16 protein-coding genes are annotated in these 14,692 nt (G+C 38.5%); 8 read left to right on the forward strand and 8 right to left on the reverse strand.

Going from position 1 to position 14,692, the window contains the following annotated elements:
* Positions 1-12: 12 nt before the first annotated feature.
* A complete protein-coding gene (locus tag AC4IFE_RS07010; RefSeq protein ID WP_490755868.1) occupies positions 13-1,263 on the reverse strand; it encodes an NAD(P)/FAD-dependent oxidoreductase in 1,251 nt (416 codons plus the stop codon).
* A 97-nt stretch (positions 1,264-1,360) separates the two neighbouring features.
* On the opposite strand from AC4IFE_RS07010, the gene flxA reads away from it, so the two are divergent.
* From flxA to AC4IFE_RS07050, 8 genes are all read left to right on the forward strand, one after another.
* Positions 1,361-2,881 carry a flexirubin biosynthesis tyrosine ammonia-lyase FlxA gene (gene flxA, locus AC4IFE_RS07015; RefSeq protein WP_490755869.1) on the forward strand — a complete coding sequence of 507 codons (1,521 nt, stop codon included), beginning with the start codon at positions 1,361-1,363 and terminating at the stop codon, positions 2,879-2,881.
* A 77-nt stretch (positions 2,882-2,958) separates the two neighbouring features.
* Complete coding sequence (gene flxB / locus AC4IFE_RS07020; RefSeq protein WP_490755870.1) at positions 2,959-3,690, forward strand: flexirubin biosynthesis SDR family reductase FlxB; 732 nt, start codon at positions 2,959-2,961, stop codon at positions 3,688-3,690.
* Positions 3,691-3,806: 116 nt separating this feature from the next.
* On the forward strand, positions 3,807-5,027 hold the full coding sequence (locus tag AC4IFE_RS07025; RefSeq protein WP_490755871.1) for a beta-ketoacyl-[acyl-carrier-protein] synthase family protein: 1,221 nt from the start codon (positions 3,807-3,809) through the stop codon (positions 5,025-5,027).
* 4 nt (positions 5,028-5,031) lie between these two features.
* The gene (locus AC4IFE_RS07030) at positions 5,032-5,286 is read left to right on the forward strand and encodes an acyl carrier protein (RefSeq protein WP_034727052.1); all 255 of its coding nucleotides are present in this window, start codon (positions 5,032-5,034) and stop codon (positions 5,284-5,286) included.
* 118 nt (positions 5,287-5,404) lie between these two features.
* Positions 5,405-6,289 (forward strand): lysophospholipid acyltransferase family protein, encoded by an 885-nt coding sequence (locus AC4IFE_RS07035; protein WP_490755872.1) that lies wholly within the window; start codon positions 5,405-5,407, stop codon positions 6,287-6,289.
* A gap of 153 nt (positions 6,290-6,442) precedes the next feature.
* Entirely contained in the window at positions 6,443-7,978 is a 1,536-nt protein-coding gene (locus AC4IFE_RS07040; protein WP_490755873.1) for a phytoene desaturase family protein, read from the forward strand.
* Positions 7,965-9,650, forward strand: coding sequence for a C45 family autoproteolytic acyltransferase/hydrolase (locus AC4IFE_RS07045; protein ID WP_490755874.1), 1,686 nt, complete (start codon positions 7,965-7,967; stop codon positions 9,648-9,650). Before AC4IFE_RS07040 ends, AC4IFE_RS07045 begins: the two co-directional genes overlap by 14 nt.
* Positions 9,647-10,012, forward strand: a complete 366-nt coding sequence (locus AC4IFE_RS07050; RefSeq protein WP_490755875.1) for a hypothetical protein — start codon at positions 9,647-9,649, stop codon at positions 10,010-10,012. The genes AC4IFE_RS07045 and AC4IFE_RS07050 overlap by 4 nt, the downstream gene beginning before the upstream one ends.
* Before the next feature lie 26 nt (positions 10,013-10,038).
* Here the strand turns inward: AC4IFE_RS07050 and AC4IFE_RS07055 are convergent, their stop codons facing one another.
* From AC4IFE_RS07055 to AC4IFE_RS07085, 7 genes are read right to left on the reverse strand one after another with little or no spacing between them, the layout of a single operon-like run.
* Positions 10,039-11,211: a DUF2062 domain-containing protein gene (locus AC4IFE_RS07055; RefSeq protein ID WP_490755876.1), complete on the reverse strand. Its 1,173-nt coding sequence runs from the start codon at positions 11,209-11,211 to the stop codon at positions 10,039-10,041.
* A gap of 4 nt (positions 11,212-11,215) precedes the next feature.
* The gene (locus tag AC4IFE_RS07060; protein ID WP_490755877.1) at positions 11,216-11,692 is read right to left on the reverse strand and encodes a hypothetical protein; all 477 of its coding nucleotides are present in this window, start codon (positions 11,690-11,692) and stop codon (positions 11,216-11,218) included.
* Positions 11,689-12,069, reverse strand: coding sequence for an ApeI family dehydratase (locus tag AC4IFE_RS07065; protein WP_490755878.1), 381 nt, complete (start codon positions 12,067-12,069; stop codon positions 11,689-11,691). Before AC4IFE_RS07065 ends, AC4IFE_RS07060 begins: the two co-directional genes overlap by 4 nt.
* Before the next feature lie 4 nt (positions 12,070-12,073).
* Positions 12,074-12,676 carry a porin family protein gene (locus AC4IFE_RS07070; RefSeq protein WP_490755879.1) on the reverse strand — a complete coding sequence of 201 codons (603 nt, stop codon included), beginning with the start codon at positions 12,674-12,676 and terminating at the stop codon, positions 12,074-12,076.
* Between the two features lie 7 nt (positions 12,677-12,683).
* Positions 12,684-13,319, reverse strand: coding sequence for a flexirubin biosynthesis protein LolB2 (lolB2, locus tag AC4IFE_RS07075; RefSeq protein WP_490755881.1), 636 nt, complete (start codon positions 13,317-13,319; stop codon positions 12,684-12,686).
* Positions 13,285-13,911: a flexirubin biosynthesis/transport protein LolA2 gene (lolA2, locus tag AC4IFE_RS07080; RefSeq protein ID WP_490755883.1), complete on the reverse strand. Its 627-nt coding sequence runs from the start codon at positions 13,909-13,911 to the stop codon at positions 13,285-13,287. The genes lolB2 and lolA2 overlap by 35 nt, the downstream gene beginning before the upstream one ends.
* Complete coding sequence (locus AC4IFE_RS07085; RefSeq protein ID WP_490755885.1) at positions 13,904-14,659, reverse strand: polysaccharide deacetylase family protein; 756 nt, start codon at positions 14,657-14,659, stop codon at positions 13,904-13,906. Before AC4IFE_RS07085 ends, lolA2 begins: the two co-directional genes overlap by 8 nt.
* Positions 14,660-14,692 lie beyond the last annotated feature (33 nt).

The following is a 14,692-nucleotide window of genomic DNA, read 5'->3' on the forward strand; positions in this document are numbered from 1 at the left end:
AGACCGATTTTTTTATGGTTGTTCCTGCTGCTTCTCTGTTTTGATGAGGTTCGCAAGGTTTTTAATAACCGTATCGTGCTTTTTTACAAAAGGATTCTCTTTATTCCAGACATACCCGGCTAAAACGGCACATATTTTCTGCTTTACATCTTCATTTTCAGGTCTGTGGAAAAATAATTCCTGAAGATTTCCCGTATACCATTCCTTTACGTAAGTTGTGAAAACATCTACACCGTAAAGAATATAATCACTGTATTCTTTCTGCCAGTCGATTTTCTCGCCGTTAAGCTGTCGCAAAGCCAGTTTCGCAGCAAGCATTCCCGATTCCGTAGCAAATGCCATTCCCGATGAAAAAACAGGATCCAGGAACTCAGAAGCGTTTCCGGTCAGGGCATATCCGTCACCGAACAGCTGCTTTACCGAGCAGGAATAATCTTTCAGGTGCTTAGGTTCAAAAATAAAATCTACATGGCCAAATCGTTTTACATAATAATCAGAAAGGGAAATAGCTTTTCTTAATGCCTCTGTTGTATCACCATTTTCAGACAGTTTTTCAATATATTCGGTAGGGCCTACAATGCCCACACTCGTGTTTCCGTTAGAAAAAGGAATTACCCAAAGCCAGACTTCAGTTTCAATGATATCAAAAGAAATTAAAGTGCCTTCCTCCCCCTCTTCTCTGTTAATATCTTCTACATGAGAGAAGATAGCAGAATGTGGGGAAAGTTTTGAAGGTTTTTCAAGATCAAGAAGTCTTGGCAGCACTCTCCCGTATCCGCTTGAGTCAATTACGAATTTAGAATGGATCTCTTTCGTTTCACCGTCTTTGTTTCTTACGGTGGTTATAGAATCTGTGCCGTTGAACTGAATATCAATGACTTCCGTTTCAAACTCCAGATCAATGCCTTTGTTGATTACTTCCTGGGCAAGAGTATTATCAAAATCAGCTCTCGGAACCTGCCATGTCCAGTTCCAGCCCTCTCCGAACTTGTCACTAAAATCAAAAATGCAGACTTCGTCGCCCCGTAAAAAGCGCGCTCCCAGCTTTTTTTCAAAGCCCATTTTATCCAAAGCGGGGAAAAGTCCTGCCTCATCAAAATGATCCATTACCCTGGGAATTAAGCTTTCGCCCACGACCAGTCTGGGGAATTTTGTCTTCTCCACAACCTTTACGTTGACATTGTTCTTCTTTAAATATGAAGAAGATACACATCCGGAAGGCCCAGCACCGATTACAAGAACATCAACAAATTCTTTGCTCATCTTGATTTTTTATTTTAATAATAACTTCTATCTTTGCCGCAAAATTAGTGACAATTAATTAATATTTTACAAAATTAGCAACTATTACTTTTAATTGATGAAAATAAATAACTTTTTAGAACTGAAGGATTTTCAAAAAATTATCATTGAAAACGAAAAAATCGAACTGAATGAATCACTTTTGAACAGAGTGGAAGAAAGTTTTCAGTTTTTAAAGGAATTTTCGAAAAATAAAGTAATATATGGTGTCAATACTGGTTTCGGTCCAATGGCTCAGTTCAAAATCAGTGATGAAGATACCCATCAGCTTCAGTATAACCTGATCAGAAGCCACTCTTCAGGAATCGGAAACCCATTGCCCGCAGAGGAAGTAAAAGCCTGTATGCTGGCAAGACTCAATACTCTTTCATTGGGAAATTCAGGGGTGCATCAGTCAGTTGTTTATTTACTTAAAGAGTTGATCAACAGAGGTATTACACCGTTGATATTCGAACACGGAGGAGTAGGCGCAAGTGGTGATTTGGTACAGCTTGCCCACCTTGCTTTGGTCCTGATAGGAGAAGGGGAAGTTTTTTATAATGGCGAAAGAAAAGCGACAAAAGAAGTTTTTGAAGCAGAAGGATTAGAACCGATCAAAGTAGAGATCCGTGAAGGACTTGCGCTGATGAACGGAACTTCCGTAATGTCCGGTATAGGGATCGTTAATGCTTACAAAGCGAACCAGTTAACTGATATTTCAATCAGGCTTTCCTGTGCGATCAATGAGATTGTTCAGGCTTATGATGATCATTTATCAGAAGCTTTGAACGGTACAAAAAAACATCAAGGTCAGCAGAAGGTAGCCGAAAGAATGCGTGCTCATCTGGCTGACAGTAAGCTGATCAGAAAAAGAGAGGACCATCTTTATACCCACTTTGAAGAGCAGGAAAAAGTATTTAAGGAAAAAGTTCAGGAATACTATTCATTAAGATGTGTTCCACAGATCCTGGGACCGGTTTTGGATACTTTGGAATATACTGAGAATGTCCTTGAAAACGAGATCAATTCAGCCAATGATAACCCGATCATCAATGTAAAAGACAAGCATGTATATCACGGCGGAAATTTCCACGGAGACTATATTTCATTGGAAATGGACAAGCTGAAAATTGTTGTTACCAAGTTAACAATGCTTGCAGAAAGACAGTTGAACTACCTTTTGAATGCAAAGATCAACGAAATTTTGCCTCCTTTTGTAAATTTAGGTAAATTAGGCTTCAATTTCGGGATGCAGGGCGTTCAGTTTACGGCAACATCTACAACGGCGGAAAGTCAGATGCTTTCGAATTCCATGTATGTACACAGCATACCTAATAATAATGATAATCAGGATATTGTAAGCATGGGAACCAATGCAGCCGTGATCTGCAGAAAAGTCATTGAAAATGCATTTGAAGTGTTGGCCATTGAAGCAATTACTATCATCCAGGCTGTTGAATATCTTGGTTTTCAGGATAAGGTTTCGTCTTCTACCAAAGAGCTGTATGATGAGATAAGAAAAATCATTCCTGCATTCTCTGATGATATGGTGATGTATCCGTACCTGGAGGAAGTGAAAAAGTATTTAAAGGCGATGTAATTATCCGTGATAATGGATTGTCATACATTTGTGGACTAAGGCTAACTTAAAAACTAAAACTAAATAAACACTAACACATGAAATGTGCAATTGTCACAGGCGGCTCCAGGGGAATTGGAAGAGCGGTCTGTATAAAACTGGCGGAAGAAAAAAATTATCATATACTCATCAACTACACTTCAAATGAAGATGCAGCAAAAGAAACTTTGGCTAAAGTAGAAGAATTGGGAGCTACCGGAGAGATCCTTAAATTTGATGTAGGTAATGCTGAAGAAAGTCAAAATGTCTTAACGGAATGGCAGGACAGAAACCCTGATGCCATTGTTGAGGTGATCGTAAACAACGCCGGTATTACAAGAGACGGACTATTCATGTGGATGCAGAGTGAAGACTGGAACAGTGTAATCAACACAAGCCTGAACGGCTTCTTTAATGTAACCAACTTTTTTATTCAGAAGCTTCTGCGCAATAAATACGGAAGGATCATCAATATGGTTTCTGTTTCCGGAGTAAAAGGGACTGCAGGGCAAACCAATTATTCTGCAGCAAAAGGAGCTTTGGTAGGGGCCACAAAAGCTTTGGCTCAGGAAGTGGCTAAAAGAAATATCACGGTAAATGCAGTAGCTCCCGGATTTATCAGAACGGATATGACCCAGGATTTCAATGAAGATGAGCTTAAAGCGATGATCCCGGCCAACAGATTCGGGGAAGCAGAAGAGGTGGCAGATCTGGTCGCATTTTTAGCTTCAAGGAAAGCCTCATACATTACAGGGGAAATTGTGAACATCAACGGAGGAATTTACTCTTAAATAATAAAAAAATAATGTAGCAATACAACAATGTACCGATGTAACAATAGTGCTGTGATCTCAATTAGATTGTTACATTGTTAAACTGATACATTGTTACATTTAAATATTAACTCATGGAAAATAGGGTTGTAATTACCGGAATGGGAATTTATTCTTGCATCGGGACCTCTTTGGAAGAAGTCAGAGAATCCCTATATCAAGGAAAATCCGGTATTGCTTTAGTACAGGAAAGGAAAGAATTCGGGTTCAGGTCAGGCCTTACGGGCGTAGTACCAAAGCCTGATCTTAAAAATCTACTCAACAGACGCCAGCGTGTAAGCATGGGTGAGGAAAGCGAATATGCCTACCTTGCAACCAGTGACGCGCTTAAACAGGCAGGTATCGACCAGGATTTCCTGGACAGCCATGAAGTAGGTATTTTATACGGAAACGACAGTGTTTCTCAGGCAGTAGTAGAATCTATCGACATTGCCAGAGAAAAAAAAGATACAACATTGATGGGATCGGGGGCGATCTTCAAATCAATGAACTCTACCGTAACGATGAACCTTTCAACCATCTTTAAGCTGAAAGGAATCAATCTTACGATCAGTGCGGCGTGTGCCAGCGGTTCACATTCTCTGGGATTAGCCTATATGATGATCAGGAATGGGTTTCAGGATATGATCATCTGTGGAGGTGCCCAGGAAACTAACAAATATTCAATGGCAAGCTTTGACGGGCTCGGTGTTTTCTCTGTGAGGGAAGATGAGCCTACAAAAGCATCAAGACCTTTTGATGCAGGAAGAGACGGACTTATCCCAAGTGGAGGGGCGGCCAGTCTTATTGTGGAAAGTTTGGAATCTGCACAGAAAAGAGGGGCCAATATCCTTGCAGAGATCGTGGGTTACGGTTTCTCATCCAATGGGGGACATATCTCAACACCTAATGTGGACGGTCCGGCCTTAGCGATGGACAGGGCTCTAAAACAATCAGGATTAAAAGCAGAAGATATTGACTATATCAATGCTCATGCGACTTCTACCCCGATTGGCGATGCCAATGAAGCCAAAGCAATACACGAGATCTTCGGAAGCGAAGTGCCCGTAAGCTCTACCAAGTCTATGACAGGTCATGAATGCTGGATGGCGGGAGCAAGTGAGGTGGTTTACTCAATTCTGATGATGCAGAACGATTTCGTTGCACCGAACATTAACCTGGAAAACCCTGACGATGAGGCGAAAAAGATAAATTTGGTCTCAAAAACGAAAAATCAAAAAATTGACGTATTTTTGTCAAATTCTTTCGGATTTGGGGGAACCAACTCCGCATTAATAGTTAAAAAATTTGATTAAAAACATGGAAAGGGAAAAAATTGTTGACATCGTTAATGATTTCTTAGTAAACGAATTCGAAGTGGATGGTGATGAGATCAGCAATGATGCTAACCTGAAAAAGACACTTGGGCTCGACAGTCTGGACTATATCGATATGGTCGTGGTTATAGAATCTAATTTTGGAGTGAAATTAGGAGAGGCAGATTTCAAAAAAATGGTCACATTTGATGATTTCTATACGACTATTGAACAAAAAATCGCTGAAAAAAACGCATAACTATCGATTGAACTTTATTCTTTTTAATAATGTAACAATAAAACAGTGTACCAGTGTAACAATATTCAGTTGAAGTAATTGTTACACTGGTACATTGATAAATGGGTAAATTGTATATATGAACAAGTGGAAAGGTAAATCTAAAGGAACCATATTAGGATATAAAATATTCGTGTGGTGTATTAGAAATATCGGGATCCGGAGTTCATATGTTGTGCTTTATTTCGTGGCTTCCTATTACTTTTTATTCCTGAAAAAAAGCAACCGTTACATCTTTTACTATTTTCAGAAAAGACTGGAGTACGGATACTGGAAATCAAAAGCTTCCGTATTTAAAAGTTATTTCACCTTCGGAAAAGTACTGATTGATAAAACTGCGATTTCTGCTGGTTTAAGGGAAAAATATACCTACGAATTTGATGGTGTTGAAAATCTTACCAGCCTTCTGGCTGAAAAAAAAGGAGGTGTTCTTATCAGTGCCCACATCGGGAATTTTGAAATAGCAGAGCATTTCTTTGCTGATATTGATTTCGACTGCCAGATCAATCTTGTAACCACAGACCAGGAGGTAACGGTTATTAAAGAATATTTGGAAAGTGTTGCCGTAAAACAGAGTAATATCAAGTTTATCTATGTCAAAGATGATATGTCGCATATTTTTGAGATCAATCAGGCTTTGTCAAATAACGAACTGATCTGCTTTACAGGAGACCGGTATTTCGAAGGTTCAAAATACCTCGAAGCCGATCTGCTGGGGAAAAGTGCAAAATTTCCGGCCGGTCCGTTCCTTATTGCTTCACGTTTAGGTGTTCCCGTGGTCTATGTGTATGTAATGAAAGAAAAAAATCTTCATTATCACTTATACGCCAGGGTTGCGAAGAATATTAAAAACCGTGATTCTCAGGGACTTCTGAATTCCTATGTTCAGAATCTTGAAACTATGATCAGAAAATATCCCCTTCAATGGTTCAATTATTTCGATTTTTGGGATGATATTGATTAATTTTTCTAATTTTATCCCTAAAACTAATTAATAAACTCAAATCGTTAAATAAATTCAGGAATTGGACAGATGAACCTTTCATTCAGGTTCAGGCATTATTTTCTAATCCCTGTGTTTCTTAATTTTTGAAATAAAAACACAGCTTTTCTCCTTTTGAAAAAAGAATACGACATACTTGTAATCGGCAGCGGATTGGGAGGTCTTGTTTCGGCTCTAATTTTGGCGAAAGAAGGTCTGAAAGTCTGTGTCCTGGAAAAAAATAATCAGTATGGCGGAAATCTGCAGACTTTTTCAAGGGAAAAGCTCATCTTCGATACCGGAGTTCATTATCTGGGCGGTCTTTCAAAAGGGCAGAATCTCCATCAGTTCTTTTCTTATCTTGAGATTATGGATGATCTGGAGCTTCATCAAATGAATGAAGATGGCTACGATAAGATCTCTTTTGGCGATGAAAATATCGAATATCCTCATGCACAGGGCTATGAAAATTTTATTGAACAGCTCACAGCCTATTTTCCCAACGAAAAAGAAAACCTTGAAAGCTACTGTGAAGAGATCCAGTATGTCTGTGCACAGTTTCCGAGGTATCAGGTAATCGGGAAGGACAGCTATAACGAAGAGATCCTTCACCTCAATACCAAAAGATTCATAGAGTCTGTGACGCAGAATAAAAAACTGCAGGCCGTATTGCTCGGTTCCAATTTTTTATACGGTGGAGATTCAGAAAATATACCCTTTTACGTTCATGCACTGACTGTAAATTCCTATATTCAGAGTGCTTACAAATGCGTAAAAGGAGGAAGCCAGATTACAAAATCATTGATTAAAAAACTCCGTCACTACGGTGCAGATGTGCACAAGCATTCCGAGGTTTCCGGATTTATTTTTGATGAAGCCGGAGTTCTGTCTTCGGTTACAACAAAATCTGGAAAAGAATATGCAGCGAAGAAATTTATTTCAAATATAGATATCCGTTCCTTCATCAAACTGATCGGAGAAGAAAAACTGAGGAAATCTTTTCTGAACAGAGTGATGAGCTGGGAACCCGTTTCATCATGTTTCAGTGTTTATCTGGTTCTAAAGCCACAGTCACTGCCAAATTTTAATTATAACATATACCATTATTCATCCGAAGAAATGGTCTGGAATGCATTCCGATACAGCAAAGAAAACTGGCCGGAAACCTATATGCTTTCCTCCACACCCTCAAAGCATCATCCTGATTATGCAGAAAGTCTTACGGCGATCTCCTATATGGATTTTGATGAGGTAAAAGCCTGGGAAAAAACAATAAATACAGTTGCTGAAGAGCACGAAAGAGGATTAAAGTACGAGCACTTTAAGCTGGAAAAAGCAGAAAAAATGATTTCTGCATTAGAAAAGAAAATTCCAAACCTAAGGCATTCCATCAAAAGTATCTATACTTCATCACCGCTGTCTTACAGGGACTATATCGGAAGCTTTGAAGGAAATATGTACGGATACATGAAAAGTTCGGATAACCCGCTTAAAACGATGGTCTCGCCCCGTACCAAGACCGACAACCTGTTCCTGACAGGGCAGTCTGTAAACATGCACGGAATTCTGGGGGTAACGATCGGGGCTTTCAATACCTGTGCAGAAATTCTCGGAAAAGAGATTGTAGATAAACGCCTGAAACAAATGATGAATACCCATGAAAAAAAATAACAGATTCGTTACGGCATTCCGGGGAATTCAACTGATCCTTATCCTTTCCCTTATTTCCTGTGGAATCTCAAAATCGGTTCATCATATTCCGGAGGTCAGCGCGTATATGCTGGAGGTGCCAAAGGTCAATACGATCAATGATTCTACATTCAGCTTTAAGCGGAATTATTTAACCAAAAATAAACAGCAGCTTTGGGAACTCTATATCAAAGGAAATCCATTGCAGCTCGGTTATAATAACGGAGCTTTAACCCAAAGCCTGATGCAGCAGCAGGAAGAGATTTTCTTTTCCAAAGTGGAAGGCTTTGTTCCTTCTAAATTTAAACAGAAACTCCTCAGAGGATTTTTAAAATGGTACAACAGGAAAATGTACCTGAATGTAAGGGAAGACTATCAGGCAGAATTGTACGGACTGTCACAGTATTCTTCAGATAAATACAATTTCATTGCACCGAAGTATCTCCGGAACCTTTATCTTCACGGAGCTCACGATATCGGGCATGCCATGCAGGATTTGGCCATGGTAGGCTGTACTTCACTGGCTGTCTGGAATGAAAATACCGAAGACGGGGAATTGTTGATCGGAAGAAATTTTGATTTTTATGTAGGAGATGAGTTTGCTAAAAATAAGCTGGTCGAATTTGTAGAACCGGAAGCCGGAATTCCATACATGTCCGTAAGCTGGCCGGGAATGATAGGCGTAGTTTCCGGGATGAATAAAGAAGGAATAACAGTGACAATCAATGCCGGAAAATCTAAAATTCCACTCACCGCTAAGACCCCAATCTCTCTTGTTACACGGGAAATTCTGCAGTATGCGAAAAATATTGACGAGGCCATCGCTATTGCCAAAAAAAGAAAAGTTTTTGTTTCCGAATCCATCCTGGTTGGAAGCGCCCATGATAAAAATGCTGTAATTATTGAAGTCTCTCCTGATAATTTCGGGATTTACAGGGTGGAAAATACAAGCAGAGTATTTTGTACCAACCACTTCCAGTCCGAAGCCTATAAAGATGACAAAAGAAATCAGAAGCATATTATAGAAAGTCATTCCGAATACCGGTATGAAAAGCTTCAGGAGCTTCTTCAGGAAAATAAAAAGCTCAACCCTGAAAAAATGGCCTCCATTTTAAGGGATAAATCAGGTTTAAAGAACCAAAAGATAGGCTACGGAAATGAAAAAGCGCTCAACCAGCTGCTGGCTCACCATGCGGTAATCTTCTCACCCGAAAAAAGACTGGTGTGGGTTTCTTCAAACCCTTACCAGCTGGGAGAATTTGTCTGTTATGATCTGAATGAAATTTTTTCCGGAAAAGATTTGGAAGAAAGTCTGCGAGCGAAAACAGCACTGAATATCGCCAGAGATCCTTTTGCAGATTCGGAAGAATTCAATAATTATGAAATATCAAAGATGTTAGGGACGGAAGTTAGTGCCGCGATAGACAACAAAGAGGATATGGCGTTAAGTGATGATTTTATTCCTTATTATCAATCCATGAACCCGGATTATTGGTTGGTCTATTATCAGGCCGGGAGATATTACTTTGGTATCAACGAATTTTCAAAAGCGAAGGTTGAATTTGAAAAAGCCCTGACAAAAGAAATTACCACAGTTCCGGACAGACAAAATGTGGAAAAATATCTGAAGAAAACTTTAAAAAAGCTGAAATGATCCCCAAACACATAAAATTGCTGTTCTGTATTCCTTTTATCATCATTATTGGGTACACCGTTTATCTGCTTACAAAATACAGCTCTATTCCGGACATTATACCTATTCATGGATATGGAGGCAAGAATGACGGGTTCGGAAGCAAATTGTTTCTTTTTGCACCCATTGTGTTAAACCTTATTATTTTGGTATTTATAGGGTTGACAATCAGCAAACCGGACAAAATCAGATTTACTTTTGAAGTGGAAGAAGAAGATAAAGAGAAAACTTATTATCAGTACCAGCTGGTTCTGATCATTCTGTCCATATTTGTCACCATGATTATGAGTCCATTATCATTTTCGGATGTTGTCTTTAAATAATTTTATATGAAAAGACTAGCGGCTAATTAATTGTTCTCCGGATTCAGTTTATTCAGGAAAATAAAGGTTACAATCCCGCAGAGAGCAGACATGGAAGTAGCCAGAATAGCACTCCCTATCACATACTGAAGAAGGTTATTTCTGATCAGCTCAAAATTGAGTTCACTGCTCAAAATATTGCTGTCCCCATGCACAAAAGGAGATCCTAAAAATAAAGAAGCGGCGATCACAAAAGGAATAAATGGCGGAAGACTGATATTGGAGGCTATAAAAGCCAGGACCTTATTCAGCTTAAAGAGAACAGACAGTGAGATGACAAGCAGGGTATGAAATCCCCAGAAAGGAGAAAGGCCTATAAAAACACCGAGAGCAATGGAAAATGCTTTTGTACGGTTGCTGCCATCACTTTCCAGGACATCTTCCTTTAAGAACCTTTTAAAGCTTTTTTTTTTGAAATTATTCACGAAATTTCTCGGAATAATGTAAAGCAGGGTTATGATTACCAAAATAGTATTCAGGATGCTGATCCGTGTAAAATCTTTGAACGGTCTGAAATGGGAAACCCGTTCTGCCGGATCATATAAAACTTTTATCGGAACGTTTTTTACAGGAACATGTCTCCAGGCTGTCCTAACGATAATCTCGATCTCAAATTCAAACTTCGGGGTATAATATTTCTTCGGAATTCTCAGTAACGGATATAATCTATAGCCGGATTGGGTGTCCTCAAGTTTTATTCCGGTCTCAAACCAGAACCAGAAATTAGAAAACCTGTTCCCGAAACTGCTTTTTTTAGGAATCCCGTCCTGTTCCATATTCCGGTTGCCAATCAGAAGTACATCCTGATCTTCTTCAAGCAGTGCTTCTACAAATACAGGAATATCATCCGGATAATGCTGCCCGTCAGAATCAATAGTGATGGCATAATGATAACCCAGCTCTTTTGCTTTTCTGAAACCTGTTTTAAGCCCGTTTCCCTTCCCTTTGTTTACAGGTAGAGAAATAACGGTTATCTGGGAGTATCGGGCCAATATTTGTGAAGTAGAATCTGTAGAACCGTCATTAACTGCAATAATGCTTCCGGTATAGTGCAGGACACCGTCTATCACTCTTTTCAGAGTTTTTTCATTATTGTAGGTAGGTATTAAAATGCAGATCTTCTTTTCAGAAATTACATTTTGTACTTCAGGAAGGGTCATTGTTTTATTTTATAGTAGCTCTTTCAGTATCTGTAAAGGATTTAGACTGCATCGCAAACTTTTTTACATAACTTTTCATAGCTGCGTTCTGCTTACTGTAATTATTGATAAGGAATGCTTTATCTTCTTTCATGCTGCTTCTGTATCCTACAATTTTCGGAATATTTTCCTGAACGCTCAGCCTGATCAGTCGGAGTTCTATATTGTTGGGGTTACTTTTGATAAGGCTTTCAAGGCTGGTAGCGCCACTTTTTACAAGAGCTTTCCTGTTGTTCTTGGTAACCTTTGCTTCCATAATCTTTGCCGCAGCTTTATAGCCGCTGGTTACTGCATCCGAACCGGATTGTTTTTCTGCAAGATTGATGAATGCTTCTGTATTGGCATTAGACTGGTTAGCTTTTGCGTAGCTGCTTCTTAAGGCTTCCAAATCACTTTGAAAGAAAAAAATAAAAGCGGTTATGAGGGATAAGAAAAGTTTCATGAAAGTATTTTTTTATAGCTTACAGACATTTTTAATGCAATAGTCTCGCCAAAAGAGGTTGTATTTTTTACTTTAACATCTTCTTCATTTTCAGTAATATCCAGCTGAAGTTTAAGATCCGGTGTTTCAAAAGGGTTGATAATAGCCATGAACTTTACATTCGAAGCTGTTTTCAGAAATAGCCTGGAGCCGGTGAATTCTTCTGTCAGTTCTTTTACGATCTGCATCATACAGACACCTGGCGTTACCGGATTGCCGGGAAAATGGCCTTTAAAAATATCATGATCCTTATTCAGGTGAATATAAGCCGTAAAACTTCCGTTTTCTGCCTTTTCATAAGTTTCCAAAGTATAAAAGTCTGTAAGAATGGTCTGCATGATCTTATTTTTTCAGATTAAATGTATAATAAAGCCCTGTCTGGAAAACAACATTAGAATGATTTCTATTATAGCTGTCTACAGGAATAAAGCCTTTTTTTACCCTGGCTTCAATGCCAAAGTTTTTAGTAATGTCGTAGCCTAAGCCTGCTGTAATCCCCAGGTCGATCTCATTTTCAGGGTCAAAATTCTTTTTGTCCACCACAAATTCCAAAGTTGGGCCCACATGTACATTGAACTGGTTGAAATAGAATTTATTGATAAGCTGCAATCCCAGATAAGATACCGAAAGCGTTTTTCCGTCCCAGTTGTTCACATTCGTGCTTATTTTTGCTCCCTGTCTGGAATAATTGATCTCCGGCTGCAAAGCATAGAATTTTGCAAAGCGGATATTTCCTATAAAACCGATATAAAAATCTGTTTTGGTTTTATAATCCAGATAAGGCTCTGCAGCGTTGGGGAATTCTTCCAGATAATAATAATTAAATTCTTCACTGTTCGAAAAATGAGAAAAATTGGCTCCCGCTCTGATTCCCGGGTTAAAAGTTACTTGTGCAAAAGACAGACCTGAAATTAAGGCTGCGACTAAAAACAGAAGTTTTTTCATGTTAATTTTATTCGGTTTCGGTTATTTGAAATAGTTTTATATTGATCTTAAAGTCCTTATGTTGGAGGTTTAAGCTATCCGCGAAGATATGTTTTTTTGCCTCAAAAGTAAAATCGATTTTTTCTTTATTGTTTTTTGTGTAGACGATTTCTTTTAACAGTCCGTTTTCTTTATTGAAAAACAGATAATAGGCTTTATGATCAGCCTTTGACAGGTAAATTTTATAATTGTCATTTTCAAAAGATTCATTCACAGGATATTGTCTTTTCAGTAGCTCCCGGAAGTCGTTTCTTAAAAAGCTGATGACCATCTTTTTGTCCAGATCCGGAAGGACGTAATTCAGTTTAAAATCATTTTCGGAGATCTCAAAATCAATTAATTTATTTCCAAAATCTGAGGTCATGGCGACCCGATGTGTCGTTTCATTAAGCTTTTTAATAATCAGAATTCCGCTTACGTGGTTTTTGTAAATATCCATCTGGCATTTATACACATAGTCTTCACCGGAAGAAAAATATAGATTTTCAACGGTTTTTTCAGAACTCTGAATTGGTTTTGCCTCTGCAAGTTTGTAGCTTTTGCAGGAAACAAAAAGCAAAACAATCAGACTATAAACTAAACTCTGAAGCTGCGATCGCTGCATTGATCTTGGTATTTTTGAAAACAATATTGGTGGTATCTCCCGAAGCTTCTGTCATATTAACCTGCGAAACCGTGGACTGGTTTTTAGGAAAATGCAGTTCAATCTGTTTGATGTATTTTAACAGCTGGACCGATTTCGGGGTAAATTTTGCCACATTGAAGTTGCCGCTTTTGTAATAGGAAACAGAAAATTCAGGATCGCTGAACATTTTACCGTTCGAGCTCCCTACTATCAGTTTGTTGATCTTTTCAAATGTTTTGCTTTTGGCATCAACAGATGATTTCTTGCCCTGATCGTTGATGAAAATTTTATTGTCCTTAAAAACAATGCTGTACTGGTAGGGTTTTGTGTATTTCCAGCTCAGCATATTCGGAGTCTTCAATGACATTTTGCCATAAGTAACAATATTTTTATCCAGAAAATCCATTTTTTTGGTCTGGGTAAAATCACTTTGCAGGGTTTTGATCTCCTGGGTTTCAGAAGAAACTTTGGCGACGAATGCTTTTGCTTCTGCTCCTGACATTGCTGTCATCTGTGCGGAAATGAAGCCGGAAATTAATAAAAATGCTCCAAAAGCAATATTTTTAATCATTTTTCTTTGATTTTGTAAGTGAATCGATCGTAAATGTCGAATATTTATTATCCTTCAAAAATAACAATAAATTGGCCAACACCCTATAAGTCTTTTCGGAAGTGTCGTGAAGCAGGATGATACTTCCTTTTTTCAGACCTTTGGTTATCCTTTTATAGATTTTCTTTTCGTCGTCTATAACGGTATCCAGGGAACGGACATTCCAGCCGATGCTTTTTTTATGGGTTCTTTTAATGGCTTTGGCGATGTTCGGATTGGTAACGCCGAAAGGAGGCCGGTATAAATCTGTTTTTATATGACCGGCTTTTTCGATTATTTCATCACATTTCTCAATTTCCGCCCTCATTTTTGAGGCAGATAAAAATCCTGTATTGTTGGAATGGGAAAGCGTGTGGTTTCCGATAGTATGACCTTCAGCAATAATTCGTTGGAACGTCTCAGGGTATTTTTCAATCTGTTTTCCGATGCAGAAAAAAGTAGCTTTCACCTGGTGTTCTTTTAGCAGATCCAAAAATTGAGGAGTAAACTCAGTAGGGCCATCATCAAAAGTCAGGGCAACTTCATTGATTTTCGTTCTTTTATGAGTAATGCTGTTGACAAAATATCTCAGCTGTATATCAAAAGATCCCCAGACCACAACAGCGGAAAATCCCAGAAAACAAGCTAAATACACCCAAAAACTTCCATGAAACGCATAAATAAATGCATTGCAGAAAAGATAAAATAAAATGAACGGATAATGCTTCATCTTCTGTTATTTTGAATTTTGATAATAACAAAT

This window comes from Chryseobacterium sp. UF-81, from assembly GCF_058245105.1.